The following is an 18,231-nucleotide window of genomic DNA, read 5'->3' on the forward strand; positions in this document are numbered from 1 at the left end:
TCAATCAAAACAAAATTCAAAGTAATAAAAAGAAGCCTCCAACAGAATTGGAAGCTGTAGTGTCAGTTAAGCACAGCGGTCATAACTATTATGGTTATGAGTTATATATTTCAGGTCCTTGCCAAATCGTCTATCGACCTTACAAACCAGCAAGTTGTGGCGCTCATCTGTGGATTAATACTTTTGATTCTGTGCAATTCATAGATACGAAATCCAATCCAGCCACTGCAAGGCAATCCAGCAAACAAATTTTCATCTAGTCTGGTTTCAAAAGCAGAATATCATCACCAAAAAATATTTATTCGCTCTAATAGCTTAACTGACAATAACTTCAGCAGGCTTTGTGCTGTTTGTGAGAAATCGTCACAGTATTAAAATTTTGATCTTCTGCCTTTATTAGAGTTGTTGGGAAATAAAAATTGAACAATGCTCAAAACCTTATAGAATAAGCTTTTCAGGATTCTAGGGCTGAAAAACGCTATAAACTTTGACCAATAAGGGTTTTAGCCATTTTTTTAGCTTAATTCCCAACAACTCTATTAGTTAGGATTGCTGAAGATTGGGAAACAGAAAATGAATAATCTCAAAAGAGGAGAATTCTGTTTAGTACAACATTTAAATCATTTTTAAAGGAAATCAGGACTTACGCAAAGACACTGTGTATAGAGTCCAGTAACTATTGGACAATAGTTATGAGTACTATATATAGCGTATCTGCGTAAGTCCTAGGAAATAATAAATATGCCAGAACTCAAAATTAAATGCCAGCACCCAGAATCATTAAAAATTTTATTAAAAGCAGCAGTAGAAAAAGAATTACAGTCTTTGTCTGATGGTATTGAACGAACAAAACAAAGACTGCAGAAATTTGAGACTAAATATCAGTTATCTACAGAAGAATTTCTCATAAGATATGAAAATTATGTACGCATATCAATATAGGAAAGAGTCACACGTATTTACGCATCACACTGAATCAAAATCCGATCGCCTCTCATAGTTACCGGATATTGTTGTAAGGTCATTTCTGGAGCAGTTAAACATTCTCCGGTTGCTAAGTTATACTTAAAGTTATGAAATGGGCAAGTTAGAATACCTTCTATTACTTCTCCTTTATCTAAAGGTTTAGCTAAATGACTACAACTATTACGATAGGCAATGACATTATTACCCACACGAGTCAAAATTAATTTCAACCCATCCACATCAACAGCTAAAATACCAGCTTTCGGTATCTGGTCAATATTTGCTAAAGCAACCCAACCTGTTTCTTCTTTTGCAGCAAAGGGACTCGCAATAGTATTGCTTGCTCTTCCACTAACTGGAGTATTGACCGAAACTACATTTTTGATTTCCGGACAGTGGGTTTTAATTGCCTGCTCGACTCCCTCTTTCATGGTTAAGGTTGAAGCAGGACAGTTACTACAATTTCCCACTAATTTTACTTCTACCGTATCCGGTAGTTTGATGGCGACTAATTCCACATTGCCATTATGGCTTTGCAAACCGGGACGCACTTCATCTAATGCCTGATGAATCCTAATTTCTAGAGAAGGTGTAGGTGGTTTAATCAATTCGTGGTAGCGCAGTAGACTATAAACTACTTCATCTTGCACTGCCTGACGCAATGCTGGCATAGATTCCTGTTTAACACTACGAATTAATCGGGTTAAAGCTTCTTTGTGTAATGCTTCTATGGCATTTTTCAACCCTTCAACCACTACCTTTTGATTTTCATCCCAATGAGCGATCGCCTGCTCAAAGTGAGTAATATCAGACACTAGAGATTCTAGACTCACAGATTCTTGCAAAGGAAGTTTAGCTTGAGTCACTTCAGTTATCAGTTATCAGTTATCAGTTATCAGTACCTCCTGTAATAGGGAGGCTTGAAAATACAGAATTCTCTTTTCTTTTGGTTCATTGGATATGGCGAGTTCCTCTCGCCATCCCACCCTACGGGAAGCTGCGCTACGACCGCTTTTTATTCCCTTAAAAGGGGAGGCTATTGACCTAATTTTTTGGTCATTTTGATGATTTTCTTCCTATTGCAACTTCAGATCTTTCAGCAAAAATGGCATAGAGATTCCAGTTACCAGACTAGAAATAATAATTGGAAGCAATAGTGTTGTTCCCATTTTGGCCATTGCTATTAGTAATAAAGCACCAAAAGAAGTAGCTATAGTTACTTGTTTGACAAAATAAAATGGATTTCGTAATAGTTTTCCTTTGAGTAATAATTTGGTGCTAAACCAACCGACTTCTAGCATAATTGTTTCTCCTTTTTTCTACTGTTAGTTACTTTAGGGTTCACAAATAGATTCATTACATGGTTTGGAAATTGTAACAAATACTCAAACATTGATATTTAAAGCACTTTCCGTTGTTATTAGGTACACCCCGGAGCGGGCAAGATGCCCGCACTACAATATTTTCATCATTTACCCTGTACCTCATTTGCCCGAAATATGCTGTATTATCGGTGGTGGTGCATTGTAATGGTGGTCTATTGTAATTATTTTGGTCAAGGACAAAGCAGTGGGAGCATCTTGCTCCCTTGTTAGTATCTTGATCTCATAAAGTACCATTGTTCATCCCCATCTACCATTACGTAAGCATGACTACCTTATTGTCAAACCTGTCATTGCCAACCCTAAAATCTTTGAAAATATTGACAAATTATGATGCACCAGATTTGATATTACGAATCAATCTCTGTACATCCTATCCAACAAATTAATGTCTTGCTCCTAAACAAATTTTAAAATTGCCAAGCCAACAATAACTGCCGGAATTACACCAGCAGGGCCAAATAAACCACCAATCATGGCAGCTAGACTATAACCTAAATCTTTTCTTGCTAACCATATTCCACCAATAGCTCCAGCTATAATGGAAATTCCGCTAGCAATTCCTAGCCAAAATATGGCTGTTAGTATTGTAATTTCTCCAGTAACTAAGTCACTGATAAAAATTTGAAAGCTTGGTATGGCTTCCAAGTCTGTAATCAGAGTATTGAAAACAGTAATTAGACTGCTCATTTCGTTGATTCTCCTTTTTATTTAGTAACTGCTGACTTAACTAGCTATCAGCTTTTAGCTAAAATCGGCGGGTTCGGTGTCCCCCACGCTTATTCTAAAAAATTAATGGTGTGTGTGTTCTGGGGGTAGGACACCCCCATCATATGCCTTGAGAGCTGTTGGCGATAGCCTTGCGATAGCAATAGGCTGACCGCTGACCGCTGACTGCTATTTCAACATCAAAAAGTGACAGTTCGCTTTCCACTGCTGCTAATGCTTCGGAAACTATTGTTGCTCTTTCTATTTCACTATACTGACAAAAAATTCCTTGAGCTTCTTCATAGAGCATTTTTGCCTGGAGTAGATTTTGCTGATTTCCTGCTTCTGGGTGTTTCGGGTTATCAGGTAAGTTGTATAGCAGGTTAGCTTTATTAGAGATTGTAGCTGCATACTCTAATGGTTGATCTTTTGCTGTACGGACTTTCAAGGCTTCATTGTATGCAGTTAATGCTCGCAAATTATTATCTACTGGATGCAGACTGGGGAGGTATTGCAAGGCATTGGCTAGGTTATTTTGCAACATCGCGTATTCGTTGGGATGTTCAATGAGGTTAACTGCCTTTAATGCTTCCTCAAATGATTGTACTGCCATTGCTTGTCGCATACCTTCTCTTTCTGGAGATAGGGTCATCGAGAGATAAGCGATCGCTATATTATTCTGTAATATGGCATATTCTTGTGGGTGTTTATCTGCGGTAAATATTAGTAACCCCCGTTGATATGTTTCTATTACCTGTTTCGTTGTTGCCAAGTTAAAATTAACTAATGCTTGTAAGACCAAGCCTAAATTCATTTCTGCCTCTGCAACTTCTTCAGGTATTCCTTGTTCCCGTAATATTTCTAGGGCAGTTTCATAAGCTTCTCTCGCCTCCAGCAATAGATCGGGTCCTTCTCCCGGCATAGCTCTTAATGCTGTTGCCATTCCTACCAATGCTCTTGCTTGCAGCAGAGGATAATCGTTGCTGGATAATTCTATAGCTTGTTGATATAGGCAAATAGCATCATCTAGTTGTTTAGGGTCTTTTGGTTTTTGTTGCAACCCATTTGCCATTTCTATCAGCATCTGAATTTTTTCTGCAACATTTGCTGATTCAGATTCAATGGCATTCAGTGCTGCTCTAACAGAGGTATCACTAATAGTTTGAAGCACAGTGTTTTAATAAATTAGTATTTTCAAGAAAAATATGCTGTTTTTGTTATTATTATCCAAGTCTAACTTTAAAGTTATTTTTATTTTATCAATATTCTTAGATTCCCCTCTTATTGTTTATACTCTTTTTATATTTTTGCCGAATTTGAGTAATATTATCGATCGCATACTACGCTAAATCCGGCGATCGACATAACCAATATTGATGAAGGTAAAGAAATAAGGCAGAGGGCTGCTATGCTGAAGAATTAGAGAGAAAGCAGAGTTGATTAATTTTTTGATGAAAACGACACTATTACTATCATTTACCATTAAAAAAAACTGTTATCTTGGCTACTTATTTAGATAAAAGTAAAATTGGTATTAATAACCGTAGGTTGGGAGTAGGAACGATCTTCGGAGCTTATCCGTAGGATAAGCTGCGCTAACACTTCGTACCCAACCTACATTTTTAGGTGGTTCACGTCACTATCAATAGCTAACTCCGTAACGAAAGCGCTATACAGAGCATATATCAGATTAATGTGTTACAACTGACGGGGTAAATATTTTTTGTTTGTTCCCTATCTTGCCCTCCACCTTCACCTACTAGGAAACTGCTGCATATAAAAAATCAAGCTCGTATGGATGTGTATTAATAGTAAAAAAATCTGAATAAATCATCAATTTCAACTATTAATATTCCCCAAAAACGAACTTGATTTATTATTTTAAACTCAAACTTTTGCTGTTTGAGACATTTGTGAATTACGCTCAAAGCTAATCATATTAGCAATAGATTCTGGTAATTCCTGCAAATCATCTGTATCTTGAGAACCACTTAAAGGAGAGACAAAAGTATAACAAGGGTCACATTCACCCGTATCATAAACCTGAAGAATCCAATAATCAGGATATCCTTCTATTGCTACTTCCACAATATACCAATTAGGCTCTTGTTTCGTATTTCTAATAGTAAACCACTCTTGTTCTGCCTGGGGAATTTCCCAATCATTCCTCAAGAAATCAATGGCTAATTTTTCTGCTTCTGTCTGAGAAAACATAACATTAACTATCTACATGATCTTTATCAAAATAATATGGGTCGCGCAACCCCGCTTTTTAAGGCGATCGGGTTTTTGGAGCGAAGGTCAAATCCCCTACTTCCCCTCCCCTCCACCGGAGGGGTTAGGGGTGGGTTAACTTTTGACTTCTGAGTTCTGAGTTCTGACGCGCGTTAACCCTTATGGGTTTAATACCCCACCGTCAGCAGGGGTGCAAATGCGGTTGGTAGGGTGAGAATTCCCATCGACTCCATTCTCCTGACTCCTGACTCCTTCTTCAATGGGCAGGTGTTGTAGCAGCTTCAGGGTCAGGATACAATCCTAGTTGTTTAGCTAATTCACGAGCAAGATGGAATAAAAACTTAGCACCATCTTGATTACCATGATGAATTTGTGCTTGACCAACTTGCATTAAAACTGACACAAAACCAGCATCAACTAATTCAATATTTTCATCTAAAACATCAGGCTCTTTTCCATTAGGACATTGCACTAATTTATCAATTAATTCATAATATTGTTCTGTTCTTTGTTCGTCCATGATAATTTCCTTGTGTTAAAGTAGCAGTCAGCAATTAGCCATCAGCTATCAGCTTTTTCTTTTGCTTTACTTTACTTTCCAAAAAACTGATAGATGGCTAAATTTAAGGAAGAATAAATAAGCTAAAAAGACAAACTTTCCACTTCTAATTCTCAATTTACAGTAATTGATAACTAAGTAAATAAGAACAATATTTGTATATTTACTACTCAGTTATATTTCCTGTTCTCTGTTCCCTCATGCCAAAATTTTAAATTAATTTTGCACGGGTACTTAATCAATTAAAGTTGATATAAGTTCTTGAAAAACCTTCTCAGCAGAACGCTGAACTACAGAAGAAAGTTCTAGACCAAAATCCAAATTTTCAGCTTCTATTAAATAGACAATTACATCTTGAGGAAAATCCTCCCGAAAGATTTTTCGACCCACCGCCAGAGCATTATCCCAACGAAAATCATGCAAACTATAACTAGGTTCTGGCAGTGCTTCCAACTCCGAACTAGGAACTTTAAATATTGCACCTGGTTCAGAACCTGTAGCACTAGCATCCAGAATAATTAATTGCTGAGTTCCCCGTGCCTGAAACATCACTTCCATTCCCGCAGTACCGCAGTCATAAACCCGGACATTTGGATGAGGATGTTCAGTCAGATATTGCTGCAAGCGTTGAGCAATAATTACTCCTACCCCATCATCACTACGGTTAAGATTACCGCAACCGATAATTGTCAACATTATTTATTTGTTAAGTGGGGTATTAGATGTGCCCAAAAGTAGATTTTATCTAGTTTATTAACTTTACGTCCTCAACACTAACCCATTTTTTAAACCGTTTTTGTAACCTAGTAACATATATTTGAAGTCAGAATTGGTAGGGGCGTTTTGCTGTCGCATAACTCCGTTAACGCTCCGCGACATATAAAGCGGCAGCTTTGCGTCAGCAAATGGCCATTCGCCCCTACAGAAGTCAAAAGTTAAGTTATTGTTGTGAGTGAGGCAAGAGAATTTGAGAATGTCGGCGATTGCTCTGTCTACTAAAATATTGGAAAGCAAGCAGTAGCATTAAATTGTTAAAAAGATAATTATTATAAGAAAAACTTTAGATTCCGAATATATTTATCGCTCAATACTCAAGCTAACTTTTGTAGTGTTTTGCTAAAGTCTCTGAAGGCAACTCCCCAAACATAGCTTTATAATCTCTAGCAAAATGACTTGCACTGTAGAACCCAAATTGACTAGCAAGGATGGCGATGGTACAACTTTCGGGTTCGCTTGCCTTCAGGCGTTGTCGCACTGCATTAAGTCGTCTTACCTTGAGATAGCGCATGGGACTCAGGCCAAATAAGTCTTTAAAACCAAAAGATAACGCACAACTGCTACACTTTAAATTTTGAGCTAGTTGTTTTAAGGTCAGAGGTTTTTTCAAGTGTCCTAGCATTTCTGTTTCAGCTTTGGCAATCAACTTTTCTCTTCGAGAAGGTTTGAGGAAAAACTTGGAATTTAACTTAATGGGAATGTTACTAATCAACAAAGGCAGGAAATCATCAGTAACCAGCTCCTCAATATGAGGTTTTTGTAACCAATTTGGTTGGTGTACTGCTAACCAAATCAGTTGTTTCAGATAATCTTTAATTTCTTTCATCCCAGTTAGAAGCAAATTTACATGATTTTTACTCCGGAAACTATCGTCTAGATCGTGGCGTTGTAGTTGGTCTGCATAAGCATCAAAAGTTTGAACAGGGATGACAATGTTTGTCAATGCTCCACCTTGAGGAAATATTTCGTGTGCTTCAGTGTTATTGAAACCAAAAACAGTCCTTTGAGGTTTGACAGGGTGACGGAAGGAGTAATATTCCTTTTCATTCTCAGACCAAAGTATCGCAAAACATATGTATCCCTTTGTACCATCACCCGAAAATTGAAACCCTTGGTTCACCTGATTATATACGAAAAATATGTCACCAACCTGAATCGACAAAAACTCACCTTGAAGAGAACCGGGAGTGAGTTGTATTATTTCCTTATTTTTATACTCAAAAAACTCTTTGAAATTATCCACATCTGTAAAGGATTTAGAAACAATTTTCTGATTACCTGTTCCAGGATCATCCTTAGCTTGAGTAATTGTACTCTTGTTTACATCCATTAACAAACTCATCTTTTTCTATCAAAATAATCAAATCAATTATAAGCCAAACTAATAAAAATAAAAAATTAGTTTTTTAATTTGTATAGCTGAGAAAGTTATAATTTTTGATCATTCACAGAGAGAGCTTACCACTAAACTAACCTTTAAGTCTTGGACTTACCCCATAGCACAACATAGTGGCTATTACTGAGTGAAAGTGTCCAGTATTCATCTCTTAAGATATTACCTACCCTCATGAGATTGATTGATCTGGAAAACTGATAACACCCATTGATTGATGAACTTTTGCGTCTGTAATTCAGCCAAGTGTAGGGTTCGGATCGAGCGTTCGGGATTCTAAAGGCCATACCAAGGCTATCCATGTTGTGTTTTGGGATATGACCTGAGATTGTGTTAACCCATTTTATGAGGTTTTATCTATGTTTTTGAACGGTCTTTGGAACCGAATTTTGAGAGGCGTTGTGGCGTTTACGCTCGTCACCGCTCTCCTCCTAACAACCCCTACCAAGGTACTAGCGGCTACCTATGAGCCAAATTATCCCGATCGCTATATGGGCGGTCCGGCGAACTTAGCCACAGCACAAAATGGGGCAATCGTTTACGACAAGACTCTTGAGGCCACGGAGAATAATATTTACACCGAACCCTATGTTGATGAACTCAAGGATGAATTCGGAAATGGCATAGGCATATGGGTGATTGGGGGAGAGTCCATGGTTAACTGCATTGTCATCGAAGCGCCATTAGGACTAATTGTTTATGAAACGGGTTCCTCCGGTGAAGATGGAGAACGCTTTCGGGAAGTGATTGAATCCCAGATTAGTACTAAGCCCATCAAAGCGATTATCTATAGTCATAGTCACTATGCCTTTGGTGCTGGGGCAATGGTAGACGATCCCGATTCTGTTGAAGTCATTGGTCATCCAAAACTCAAGGAGACTGTGGAGAATATGGTAGGGGAAGCCCCGTCCGCTATTCCCGAACTTAGCCCAATACTGACAGCGCGGAAGGCGGTTCAATTTAACAACTATCTTCCTGCTGAAGGACAGGATGCCGCGATCGCTGCCAAGCTTGAATACAAGGAAAAAGCATATCTACCCGTGACTTACGAGGTAGAAGATAGCGAAAAAAGAGATGTTGCGGGTCTAACCCTTGAGTTCTTCACAAAGTATATTTCGGACGATTACTCGGTTACGGTCTGGATTCCCGAAAAAAAGGCGGTTTTGAATAACTTTTTCTGGCCTGGCACACCCAACCTTTATTCCTTGCGGGGTGCTCTCTATCGAGATCCCCAACAGTTGATCGGTGGCCTGAAGGTGATACAGGGTCTCGAACCCACTTACCTTATTAGCAACCACGCTCGCGCGATCTCGGGTAAAACTCAAGCGGCTGAAGCATTGAGTAATTACGTTGATTTAATCGCTCTAACTTACGATCAAACTCTGCGCGGTATTCTCCAAGGTTTGGGTCCTGATGAACTCCGTTACTTCATCTACAAGCCCCAACACCTCGCCGATTCTGACTACAACGCCGAGATCTACGGTGAGACTCCTTGGTATCCTCCTGCTGTGTTTTACTACCAGATGGGTTGGTACGATCGCAATCCCACCAAGATTTTCCAACTCCCTCCCCAAGAAACTGCTCAACGGCTCGTTGCACTGATGGGCGGACGAGATGCTGTGGTGGCCGCAGCTCAGTTAGCTCTGGATGACAACGAATATGCTTGGGCAGCTCAACTGATCGACTACATCTACGAACTTGACCCCAAAGATGCAGAAGCTCGCACCATCAGGGCAAATGCACTGCGGAAAATGGGTCAACTTTCCATGGGTTCGATTGGTCGAGCTTGGTTGCTCAGTGAGGCACGAGCACTGGAAGGGAAAGAAAGGATTCAGAAACTTATTCCCCCCGACTTGGATACCATTGCGGAGGATCCAACAACATACGTGAACTATCACCGCGTTCGCATTGATCCCCGTAAAGCGGAGCCTATCGACAAGGTAATCACCTTTACCTTTAGTGATCTAGACAACAAAACCGTGGGTCTTCATATCCGCCGTGGTGTGGCAGAGTTTATCCGAGAACCCGCCAATTACAATCGGCCATCGGACATTGAAGTCTCTCTGACAAGCGAAACTTGGGCTAAGCTCTACCTCAACAGGACAACCCTGCCGTTAGCTATAATCCTTGGCAATGCTGAGGTGCTAACAGGCACCGACGATGATGCCGTTGAGATTCTCAATCTTTTCGACAAGTTCAATCCTGTCGGCAATTTATTCACAGTTCCCCCTGTAGGCCCAATCCCTGATTAGGTGAGAACTCCATAACGCATCCCAAGACCATCTCGATCGCATTTTGGGATGCGTCCCGAATTTTGTTAACTCTTTTTATAAGGTTTTACCCATGTTTTTTAACCGAATGTTGAGATTGATCGCCATATTTGCGATTTCTCTTTCTCTTCTCCTAACAACCCCGACTAAGGTACTAGCGGCAACCTACGACCCCAACTATCCTGATCGCTATATGGGCGGTGAGGCAACCCTGACCACAGCTCCCAATGGTGCAGTGATCTATGACGAAGCCCTTGAAGCAGCAAACGCCACCACCTACAACGAACCGACTGTTGAGAATCTCGGCAATGGTATTTGGATTATTGGGGGCTATTCCATTGTTAACTGCATCGTCATCGAAGCACCGGACGGGCTAATCGTTTACGATACGGGCGACTCTGCCGAACAAGGAAAACGTTTTCGCGAGGTTATTGAGTCGGAAATTAGCACCAAGCCCATCAAAGCAATTATCTATAGCCATAGCCACTATGCTTTGGGAGGTGGCGAAATGGTTGACGATCCAGACTCGGTTATGGTAATCGGTCACCCAAAACTCAATGATACTGTTGAAGCCAATCTTCAGAGTGGAGGTGCCCCCTCTGCAATTCCCGAACTGGGTCCGGTACTGACAGCTCGGGCTTTCGTCCAGTTCAACAACTATCTTCCGGAGGAAGGAGCCGATGCAGCGATCGATGGTCGCCTGACTATCGAACCTACCAACTTTTTAAAGGTAACAAAGACGGTAGAAGATGAGGAGGAACTGGTTGTTGCGGGCTTAACCCTTCAGTTTTTTACTGAGTATTCCTCAGATGATTACTGCGTTACCCTTTGGATTCCCGAAAAAGAAGCAGTTTTGAATAACTTCTTCTGGGAGACTACCCCAAACCTTTATTCCTTGAGAGGAGATGTCTATCGCGATCCTCTGAGTTGGATCGATGGCCTGCGGGAGATTCGAGATCTTAATCCCACTTACTTAATCAATGCGACTGCTGTTCCAATCATAGGAAAAGCTGAAGTTGCTGAAGCCTTGAAAAATTACACCGATCTTGTTACCTTGACCTATGATCAAAGTTTACGGGGTATCCTTCGGGGGCTGAGACCAGACGAACTCCGTTACTTTATCTACAAACCGCAACACTTGGCTGATGCTTCGTACAACGCCGAGACCTATGGTGAAACCCCTTGGTTTCCCCCAGCCATGTTTTATTACCAGATGGGTTGGTATGATCGCGACCCCAGCCAATTGTTTCCGCTCCCTCCCCAAGAAACAGCACAACGGCTAGTTACTTTGATGGGAGGACGGGATGCGGTGGTCGCTGCCGCTCAAGAGGCTCTGGAACGTGAGGAGTATGCTTGGGCTGCCCAACTCATCAATTACGCCTACGAAATTGACCCAATGGATGTTGAGGTTCGCACGATTAAAGCTGATGCGTTGCGGAAAATCGGTCAATTGGCAATGGGTTCGATCGCCCGAGCCTTCGCAATCAGTGAAGCGCGGGCACTGGAAGGGGAAGAAAGGATTCTGAAACTCATTCCTCCAAGCCCTGCTATCATTGCTGCCGATCCAACAACCTATGTGAACTATCACCGCGTTCGCATCGATCCCCGTCAAGCCGAAAACATTGATAAGGTAATCACTTTTATCTTTGACGATCGCGATAATGAAATGGCAGGGCTTCATATCCGCCGTGGTGTTGCCGAGTTTCTACCCGAGCCGGTTAATTACTCTCAACCATCAGATATTGAAATTGCCCTGTCAAGTGCAACTTGGGCTAACCTTTACCTCAACTTAACAACTCTGGAAGCAGCAGTAGACAGTGGAAATGCTCGGATAGAGAAAGGCTCCCGTGATGAAGCCACTGAGATTCTCGATCTTTTCGACAAGTTTCGCGATTTCTTTACCGTTCCGCCTTTAGTTCCTCCCACCGTTCCGCCTGTATTTCCATCCGCAGCTTCCTCACCGAGTCAACTCCAGATTAGGTGAGAACTTTAATAGGCGATCGCATTTTAGCTCTCTTCTGTCACTCTGGAACATTTCTACGAATTTCCGCCATTACAGCCGACGAAAAATCAACGTTTCAACCCGGTTTGACAGAAGAGAGTTAGGATGCGTCCCGAATTTTGTTAACTCTTTTTAGGAGATTTCACTTATGTTTTTGAACCGGATTTTGAAAGGAGTAGTGGCAGTAGCGACCGCCCTCACCATCTGCGGAGGCACCCTAGTTCCATCTGCAATGGCTCAAACCAGCAGCGATGACATTGCTGAAATTGCTACCCAAGCTTACATCTACGCCTATCCATTGGTGCTACTGGAAAAGACACGTCAGGCTACAACCAACGTCACACAGCCAATCGATACCTGTGCGCCAATGAATCAGTTTGCCCACCTACGGGAATTTCCAAACGCTTCATTTAAACAGGTTGCTCGCCCCAATGTTGACACCCTCTACTCTTCGGCTTTTTTCGACTTGTCCGATGGACCCTTGGTGCTTTCCGTGCCTGACACCGATCGATATTACCTCTTGCCAATTCTGGATATGTGGACTGATGTGGTTGCTGTGCCAGGAACTCGGACAACAGGCGAGAGTGCAGGAAAATTTGTCTTGGTCGGTCCGGATTGGGATGGGGCTTTACCCCAAGATCTGACTCCTATTATTCCCGTAACGACTAATCTGGGTTGGATTGTGGGGCGGACTCAAACCAATGGTAGTGATGATTATGAACACGTCTGGGAGATCCAAGACGGCTATCAACTCACGCCCCTTAGTCAGTGGGCCACGGGTGCAGTCCCTCCCATTGACGTGTTACCAGAAGGAACCTGTGACTCGAGTATTAAACCCTCTGAGCAAGTCGCAGCAATGGATGCAGATACCTTCTTTAGTTTGTTTGCAGAGTTACTCAAGCAAAATTCACCCCATCTCATTGACTGGAGCATGGTGGAACAGCTTGAGAAAATCGGCGTGGTTGTGGGAGAAAGCTTTGATTTTAATGCCCTTGACAGTGACACCCAAGCTGCACTGACTGCCGCTGTATCCGAAGGTTTGGATTTGGTCGTCAGTAAATCGTTAGTAGGAGATCAGGTGAACAATTGGGTTGTGGGACGAGAATTTAGGGGAACCTATGGTGCTGCCTATTGGCAACGGGCTAATGTTGCTTTCAGAGGGGTAGGTGCTAATCCTCCAGAAGATTCGATTTACACGGACACTGTTTCTGATGTCAATGGTGAGCGTTATGAAGGCGGAAATAACTATGTATTACATTTTGATGCTGACCAATTACCCCCCGTTAGTGCATTCTGGTCTGTGACCCTCTATGATCCAGACGGATATTTTGTCGGTAAGGGTGATCCGGGTGAACGTTATGCGGTCGGCGATCGGGATGACTTAACGTTCAACGATGATGGCTCCCTTGATATCTACATTCAGAGTGAGAGTCCTGGTCAGTCGCTAGAGTCTAACTGGTTGCCCGCACCTGCAACGGGTGGATTTGACCTGATGATGAGACTGTATTGGCCTAACCTAGACATTTTGACTGGTCAATGGAATCCTCCTGCTGTTTTCAAAGAAGAGTCTTAACCGCCCTATAATAATGCGCTTGTACTTACCAGAATACCCAGCATTGTCCCGGTGGTTGGTACCCCCCGCTTTGACGAATCTAGGCCCTGTTGGTGATGCGAACTAATTCTAGATCCCTCGCCCATAGCGGAATGGCACTCAGTTAAGGTCAAATCCTAAACTGATGAGGAGTGTGGGGGGTGTGGGAAGTGTGGGAGGGGTGGGGAGTAAAAGAGAGATGACTGGCTGTTGGGAGAACAGAGTCCTCCAACAGTTCATGCATTCAGACTATGATCTCTTCTCTCCCCACACTCCTCTGTCTTTCCCATCTCCCCATACCCATCTTCTCGAAAGGCTTTCGGCTTATCTTAGTGCCATTCGCCCATAGCGGTTTTACCATCGAACTAAAAAATAAAAAATCAGGAGTTTTTGACTTCATGCAACAAACAATAAACAAAGGAATCGCGATCGCGACCTCCCTGCTACTATTCCTTTCGGGAATGCTGTCCTTGCTCCCGAGTGCTCTTGCCGCCACTCCGGTGCTTAAGCCCAAGCCTAATATCATTGTGATTTTGGCAGATGACCTGGGTAATGCCGATCTAGGTTATCGTGGCAGCGAGATCCGGACACCGAATATTGACCAGCTTGCTGCTACAGGCGTGCGCTTGGAATCATACTACGGTTTGCCCCTATGCACTCCGGGAAGAGCAGCACTGTTGACAGGGCGTTACCCCATGCGCTACGGTTTGCAGACTAACGTTATCTTTGACGCACACAGGTACGGATTGCCCACGGATGAGGTGACTCTGCCTCAAGCTCTCAAAGGAGCTGGTTACGAAACGGCAATGGTCGGCAAATGGCATCTCGGCCATGCTTCTACGGATTATTGGCCTCAGAATCGCGGCTTTGACTATTTCTATGGCAACGTCATGGGTGAGGTAGATTATTTTACTAAGGAGCGTGGAGGTGTGATCGACTGGCAGCGCAACGGTGAAAGATTAGAAATTGTAGCACCCGAAGATGGCTACTACACAGAGTTGATTGGGGACGAAGCCGTCAAGCTAATCCATCAACACGACCAGTCGAATCCGTTTTTCCTCTATTTCTCTTCCCTTGCCCCCCACACTCCATTTGAAGCCCCCGAAGAAGATATTAAAGCTTATGAGGATGTGTTTCCGGGTGATGAGCAGAAGGATGTGGATAAACGCACCTACGCAGCGATGATAACCAGTATCGACACGCAGATCGGTCGTATGCTTGATGCCCTCGAAGAGGAAGGTATGCGCGAGAACACGCTGATCTTCTTCTCTACCGATAACGGTGGCGGCGCAGAAAGGCCCGAAATATTCTACGCACCGGGAGCCACAGTTCCAGACAGTCTGCCAAGCTCTAACGAGCCTTTCCGAGGTGGCAAGTTAGGCCTTTATGAGGGAGGAGTACGTTTACCTGCCATCATAAACTGGCCAGCCCAACTCCAGCCAGCAGAGGTGAACGAACCTCTAGATCATGTAGATATCATGCCTACCCTACTGGCTCTTGCCGATGCTGAGGGCAGTGCCGATCATCCTTTTGACGGGAAAAACGCATGGGCGACCATTGCTGAAGGGGCTCTTTCACCCCATGAGGAGATTTTGATCAATGTCGAGACCTATCGCGGGGCTATCCGCAAAGGCAATTGGAAGCTGATCAAGTACGCAACTTTTCCTGGTAAGACCGAGCTATTCGATCTTTCTCAGGACAAGGAGGAGCAGATTGACGTTGCCTGGCTGCATCCAGATATCGTGGAATATCTTGAAGCGCGGCTTGTTGCCTACGCAGAGGAGCAGAAATTCAGCGAGTGGTTCAAAGCCCAGCCCCAGTTCATGGACGATCAGGGGATACCCTACTTCGATCCTGATTATGAGGTAGATGATGGTGGCCCGCTAGACCAAATACCAGTATTGCCGGAAAACTTCTAGTCGTCGCTGTAGGGTGGGCACTGCCCGCCCTTTCAAGGTGCAGCTACGATTAACCCATGCAAAATATCCATACTAACCCTTGCATCTCTAATTCAGCTAAGACTGTAGAGTTCCAAGCTAGCGATCGGAACTCTACAGGCCATCCCAAGGCTATCCAGATCGCGTTTTGGGATGCAGCCTGAGTTTAGTTAACCTTTAGTCCATAAGGAGTTTCCTTTGAGAACTGTAAATAGAATCGCGAGCGGTCAGAGAAACCGCACGTTGAGATATCGTTTGATCCAGGCTCTTTTCATTTTCATTCTGTTCGCCGTGGCGTTCCTTTCTAGCGGCGGTCAGGTCTTAGCCCAGGATGGGGAGAATCCCATTAGCGGCAAACCACCAATAGGCTCGGAGCCGTCGGTTGATGACTTTGACTACCAGGTCAAGTACCAACGGGCATTCGAGGCAGTGATTTGGAGCAGGCCGGCACTCGGAATCTACTCCTTTCGCAGAGCCGCCTTCGATTGGTTAGGTTACCAGGACAACGACATCATCGCCTACTCCGAGTTGGCTACGCCGCGACTCGAAGCGCTGACTGCGAACAGTAGCACATCGTACATCGCAGCCTTCACTGACTTAAGGAAGGGGCCTGTCGTGGTTGAGATTCCCGCAGCCGGAGACGACGGCTCTCTCTATGGCCAAGTCGTTGATGCCTGGCACTTAACAATTGCCGATGTGGGTCCCTCTGGTATCGACAAGGGCGAAGGTGGCAAAATCGTTTTCACGCCACCAGGCTACAATAAAGAGATTGACGATAATGAATACATCCATGTTCCCTCACCCAACTATCGAATTGCCTTCGCGTTTCGTTCCGTTGTCCTACCTGGCAAGACGCTGGAGGATGCCTACGAGTATGCAAAACGGACGCGGATATATTACCTTTCAGAGGCTGATGAACCGCCGGAACCGAGGTTCATCGACCCCATCAACGATCGTTACCCGACCTTGCCGTTATATGACGAGCACCTCTTCGAAGACATTTACGACATCGTCACTGTCGAGCCCGTCCAGAAGAAAGACAAGGTGATGATGGGTATGCTGAAGTCTCTTGGTATCGAACGTGGCAAACCGTTTTCACCGGACGAGACTACTGAACTCGCTATGCGTCAAGCCGCGATCGACGGGTGGCATTACCTACAATACTTGGTCGATAAGGAGATGATAAACCGTCCCTATTGGGAGGATCGACATTACTACTCTCTGCAGCCGACAGATGCTAACAATAAGTTCGATTTCACCTATGAAGATCGGATTGATTTGATTGAGCGCGCTCTACCGTTTTTCTGGGGTACATTCTACCCGAAGGAGTTAGCCGAAACGCCAACCACGGAATACACGGCGGCGATCGCGGACAAGGACGGTAATTTGCTGGAGGCCGACAAACTCTACAAAGTTAACGTTCCTGCTGACGTGCCTGTGGAGCAATTCTGGGGGCTCACGGTCTATGACCGCGATACGTTCTCTTTTATCTACAGTGCCAGCAACCGCACCACCCTCTCGTCCTACGACATCGAGAAAATGGAAACGAATGCTGACGGAAGTGTCACGCTCTATGTGGGTCCCAATGCCCCTGATGGACTCGAATCCAATTGGATACCCACGTCAGGCAAGCGCCCGATGCCGGTAATGCGGTTCTATGGGCTGACCGAAGAGTTTAAGGATTCATTCATAATGCCAGATTTTGAATTGGTTGAATAATCGGAAACTGCTAACAAGCTGATGCAGCGGCCTGCCGTGGCGGAGCTGCTGCATGAGTCGAGCCTGTCCAATTTTAATTTCAACAATTTCTTTGTGGATATTGTCAAACTTGTCATTGACATCTTCAAACTTGTCATTTACTTCCTTTCGGAAAGTTTCAAACTTATCATCCATGCGATCGAGTTTCTGTATGCTTTGTCCAAAAACGTCTTCCAGAGAATACCAGCGGTTTTCATATGAATAAACCACAATGATACTGACTCCTAACTCCGTACGGACGTTTAGCTGGCGCACAACTTTCCTAAGGTCATGCTCCGCAAACGTTAACGCTGCGCGACATGAAACGCATTTTTGTTATGCAACGTCCCTACCTCCTAACTCCTAACTCCTGACTCCTGACTCCTGACTCCATAACAATGATATATAAGTAAAGTTAATACATTAAAAAAATTAGTTATTTAATTTGTATAGCTGAGAAAGTTATAATTTTCGATCATTCACAGAGATAGCTTACCACTAAACTAACTTTAAAGTCTTTGATTTACCCCATAGCACAACAGAGTGGACATGACTCACCCTGTTTCGATTAAGGCTTTGGATCAATGCTTTTTTGTGGTGTGGAATTGTTCTCCACCACGCTCTGAAAAATTGGCTCGTACCAAATCCGGGTTAAAAAAACCCGTTTTAAATAA

The 18,231-nt window shown here is 43.4% G+C and carries 18 protein-coding genes and 1 pseudogene; 8 read left to right on the forward strand and 11 right to left on the reverse strand.

The genetic code is table 11. The features are described from left to right. Positions 1-260: pseudogene (locus tag F6K15_RS13575) on the forward strand (hypothetical protein); the annotation flags it as partial. Between the two features lie 481 nt (positions 261-741). Next, positions 742-942 (forward strand): hypothetical protein, encoded by a 201-nt coding sequence (locus tag F6K15_RS13580; RefSeq protein ID WP_293061565.1) that lies wholly within the window; start codon positions 742-744, stop codon positions 940-942. A gap of 17 nt (positions 943-959) precedes the next feature. On the opposite strand, the gene F6K15_RS13585 is transcribed toward F6K15_RS13580, so the two are convergent. From F6K15_RS13585 to F6K15_RS13630, 10 genes are all read right to left on the reverse strand, one after another. Continuing rightward, entirely contained in the window at positions 960-1,832 is an 873-nt protein-coding gene (locus F6K15_RS13585; protein ID WP_293061566.1) for a NifU family protein, read from the reverse strand. Positions 1,833-2,042: 210 nt separating this feature from the next. Continuing rightward, positions 2,043-2,267 carry a hypothetical protein gene (locus F6K15_RS13590; RefSeq protein WP_293061567.1) on the reverse strand — a complete coding sequence of 75 codons (225 nt, stop codon included), beginning with the start codon at positions 2,265-2,267 and terminating at the stop codon, positions 2,043-2,045. A 183-nt stretch (positions 2,268-2,450) separates the two neighbouring features. Further along, positions 2,451-2,585, reverse strand: a complete 135-nt coding sequence (locus F6K15_RS13595; protein WP_293061568.1) for a hypothetical protein — start codon at positions 2,583-2,585, stop codon at positions 2,451-2,453. A gap of 162 nt (positions 2,586-2,747) precedes the next feature. Continuing rightward, a complete protein-coding gene (locus tag F6K15_RS13600; protein WP_293061569.1) occupies positions 2,748-3,038 on the reverse strand; it encodes a hypothetical protein in 291 nt (96 codons plus the stop codon). 139 nt (positions 3,039-3,177) lie between these two features. Then, on the reverse strand, positions 3,178-4,227 hold the full coding sequence (locus F6K15_RS13605; RefSeq protein ID WP_293061570.1) for a hypothetical protein: 1,050 nt from the start codon (positions 4,225-4,227) through the stop codon (positions 3,178-3,180). A gap of 174 nt (positions 4,228-4,401) precedes the next feature. After that, complete coding sequence (locus F6K15_RS13610) at positions 4,402-4,539, reverse strand: hypothetical protein (RefSeq protein ID WP_293061571.1); 138 nt, start codon at positions 4,537-4,539, stop codon at positions 4,402-4,404. A gap of 404 nt (positions 4,540-4,943) precedes the next feature. Beyond that, the gene (locus F6K15_RS13615) at positions 4,944-5,270 is read right to left on the reverse strand and encodes a hypothetical protein (RefSeq protein WP_293061573.1); all 327 of its coding nucleotides are present in this window, start codon (positions 5,268-5,270) and stop codon (positions 4,944-4,946) included. Positions 5,271-5,547: 277 nt separating this feature from the next. Continuing rightward, complete coding sequence (locus F6K15_RS13620) at positions 5,548-5,811, reverse strand: hypothetical protein (RefSeq protein WP_287526000.1); 264 nt, start codon at positions 5,809-5,811, stop codon at positions 5,548-5,550. 273 nt (positions 5,812-6,084) lie between these two features. Then, positions 6,085-6,546: a hydrogenase maturation protease gene (locus F6K15_RS13625; RefSeq protein WP_293061575.1), complete on the reverse strand. Its 462-nt coding sequence runs from the start codon at positions 6,544-6,546 to the stop codon at positions 6,085-6,087. Between the two features lie 400 nt (positions 6,547-6,946). Next, the gene (locus F6K15_RS13630) at positions 6,947-7,957 is read right to left on the reverse strand and encodes an AraC family transcriptional regulator (protein ID WP_293061577.1); all 1,011 of its coding nucleotides are present in this window, start codon (positions 7,955-7,957) and stop codon (positions 6,947-6,949) included. A 422-nt stretch (positions 7,958-8,379) separates the two neighbouring features. On the opposite strand from F6K15_RS13630, the gene F6K15_RS13635 reads away from it, so the two are divergent. From F6K15_RS13635 to F6K15_RS13660, 6 genes are all read left to right on the forward strand, one after another. Then, the gene (locus F6K15_RS13635) at positions 8,380-10,272 is read left to right on the forward strand and encodes an alkyl sulfatase dimerization domain-containing protein (protein ID WP_293061579.1); all 1,893 of its coding nucleotides are present in this window, start codon (positions 8,380-8,382) and stop codon (positions 10,270-10,272) included. 91 nt (positions 10,273-10,363) lie between these two features. Next, the gene (locus F6K15_RS13640) at positions 10,364-12,274 is read left to right on the forward strand and encodes an alkyl sulfatase dimerization domain-containing protein (RefSeq protein ID WP_293061580.1); all 1,911 of its coding nucleotides are present in this window, start codon (positions 10,364-10,366) and stop codon (positions 12,272-12,274) included. Further along, positions 12,271-12,396 carry a hypothetical protein gene (locus F6K15_RS13645; protein ID WP_293061581.1) on the forward strand — a complete coding sequence of 42 codons (126 nt, stop codon included), beginning with the start codon at positions 12,271-12,273 and terminating at the stop codon, positions 12,394-12,396. Before F6K15_RS13640 ends, F6K15_RS13645 begins: the two co-directional genes overlap by 4 nt. Positions 12,397-12,440: 44 nt before the next feature. Beyond that, complete coding sequence (locus tag F6K15_RS13650; RefSeq protein ID WP_293061583.1) at positions 12,441-13,865, forward strand: DUF1254 domain-containing protein; 1,425 nt, start codon at positions 12,441-12,443, stop codon at positions 13,863-13,865. Positions 13,866-14,215: 350 nt separating this feature from the next. After that, a complete protein-coding gene (locus F6K15_RS13655) occupies positions 14,216-15,802 on the forward strand; it encodes an arylsulfatase (RefSeq protein ID WP_293061585.1) in 1,587 nt (528 codons plus the stop codon). Between the two features lie 273 nt (positions 15,803-16,075). Beyond that, on the forward strand, positions 16,076-17,539 hold the full coding sequence (locus F6K15_RS13660) for a DUF1214 domain-containing protein (protein WP_293061587.1): 1,464 nt from the start codon (positions 16,076-16,078) through the stop codon (positions 17,537-17,539). Here the strand turns inward: F6K15_RS13660 and F6K15_RS13665 are convergent. Further along, positions 17,504-17,788 carry a hypothetical protein gene (locus F6K15_RS13665; RefSeq protein ID WP_293061589.1) on the reverse strand — a complete coding sequence of 95 codons (285 nt, stop codon included), beginning with the start codon at positions 17,786-17,788 and terminating at the stop codon, positions 17,504-17,506. The two genes, F6K15_RS13660 and F6K15_RS13665, sit on opposite strands and share 36 nt — an antisense overlap. Positions 17,789-18,231 lie beyond the last annotated feature (443 nt).

This window comes from Okeania sp. SIO2B3, assembly GCF_010672525.1.
Taxonomy (GTDB): Bacteria; Cyanobacteriota; Cyanobacteriia; order Cyanobacteriales; family Microcoleaceae; genus Okeania.

Excerpts from the sequence above, each read along its gene's own strand:
- F6K15_RS13580 (WP_293061565.1), top strand. The coding sequence starts at position 742 with ATGCCAGAACTCAAAATTAAATGCCAGCACCCAGAATCATTAAAAATT.
- F6K15_RS13595 (WP_293061568.1), bottom strand. The coding sequence starts at position 2,585 with ATGGTACTTTATGAGATCAAGATACTAACAAGGGAGCAAGATGCTCCC.
- F6K15_RS13640 (WP_293061580.1), top strand. The coding sequence starts at position 10,364 with ATGTTTTTTAACCGAATGTTGAGATTGATCGCCATATTTGCGATTTCT.
- F6K15_RS13630 (WP_293061577.1), bottom strand. The coding sequence starts at position 7,957 with ATGGATGTAAACAAGAGTACAATTACTCAAGCTAAGGATGATCCTGGA.
- F6K15_RS13610 (WP_293061571.1), bottom strand. The coding sequence starts at position 4,539 with ATGGTAAATGATAGTAATAGTGTCGTTTTCATCAAAAAATTAATCAAC.
- F6K15_RS13620 (WP_287526000.1), bottom strand. The coding sequence starts at position 5,811 with ATGGACGAACAAAGAACAGAACAATATTATGAATTAATTGATAAATTA.
- F6K15_RS13615 (WP_293061573.1), bottom strand. The coding sequence starts at position 5,270 with ATGTTTTCTCAGACAGAAGCAGAAAAATTAGCCATTGATTTCTTGAGG.
- F6K15_RS13625 (WP_293061575.1), bottom strand. The coding sequence starts at position 6,546 with ATGTTGACAATTATCGGTTGCGGTAATCTTAACCGTAGTGATGATGGG.
- F6K15_RS13635 (WP_293061579.1), top strand. The coding sequence starts at position 8,380 with ATGTTTTTGAACGGTCTTTGGAACCGAATTTTGAGAGGCGTTGTGGCG.
- F6K15_RS13600 (WP_293061569.1), bottom strand. The coding sequence starts at position 3,038 with ATGAGCAGTCTAATTACTGTTTTCAATACTCTGATTACAGACTTGGAA.
- F6K15_RS13590 (WP_293061567.1), bottom strand. The coding sequence starts at position 2,267 with ATGCTAGAAGTCGGTTGGTTTAGCACCAAATTATTACTCAAAGGAAAA.
- F6K15_RS13650 (WP_293061583.1), top strand. The coding sequence starts at position 12,441 with ATGTTTTTGAACCGGATTTTGAAAGGAGTAGTGGCAGTAGCGACCGCC.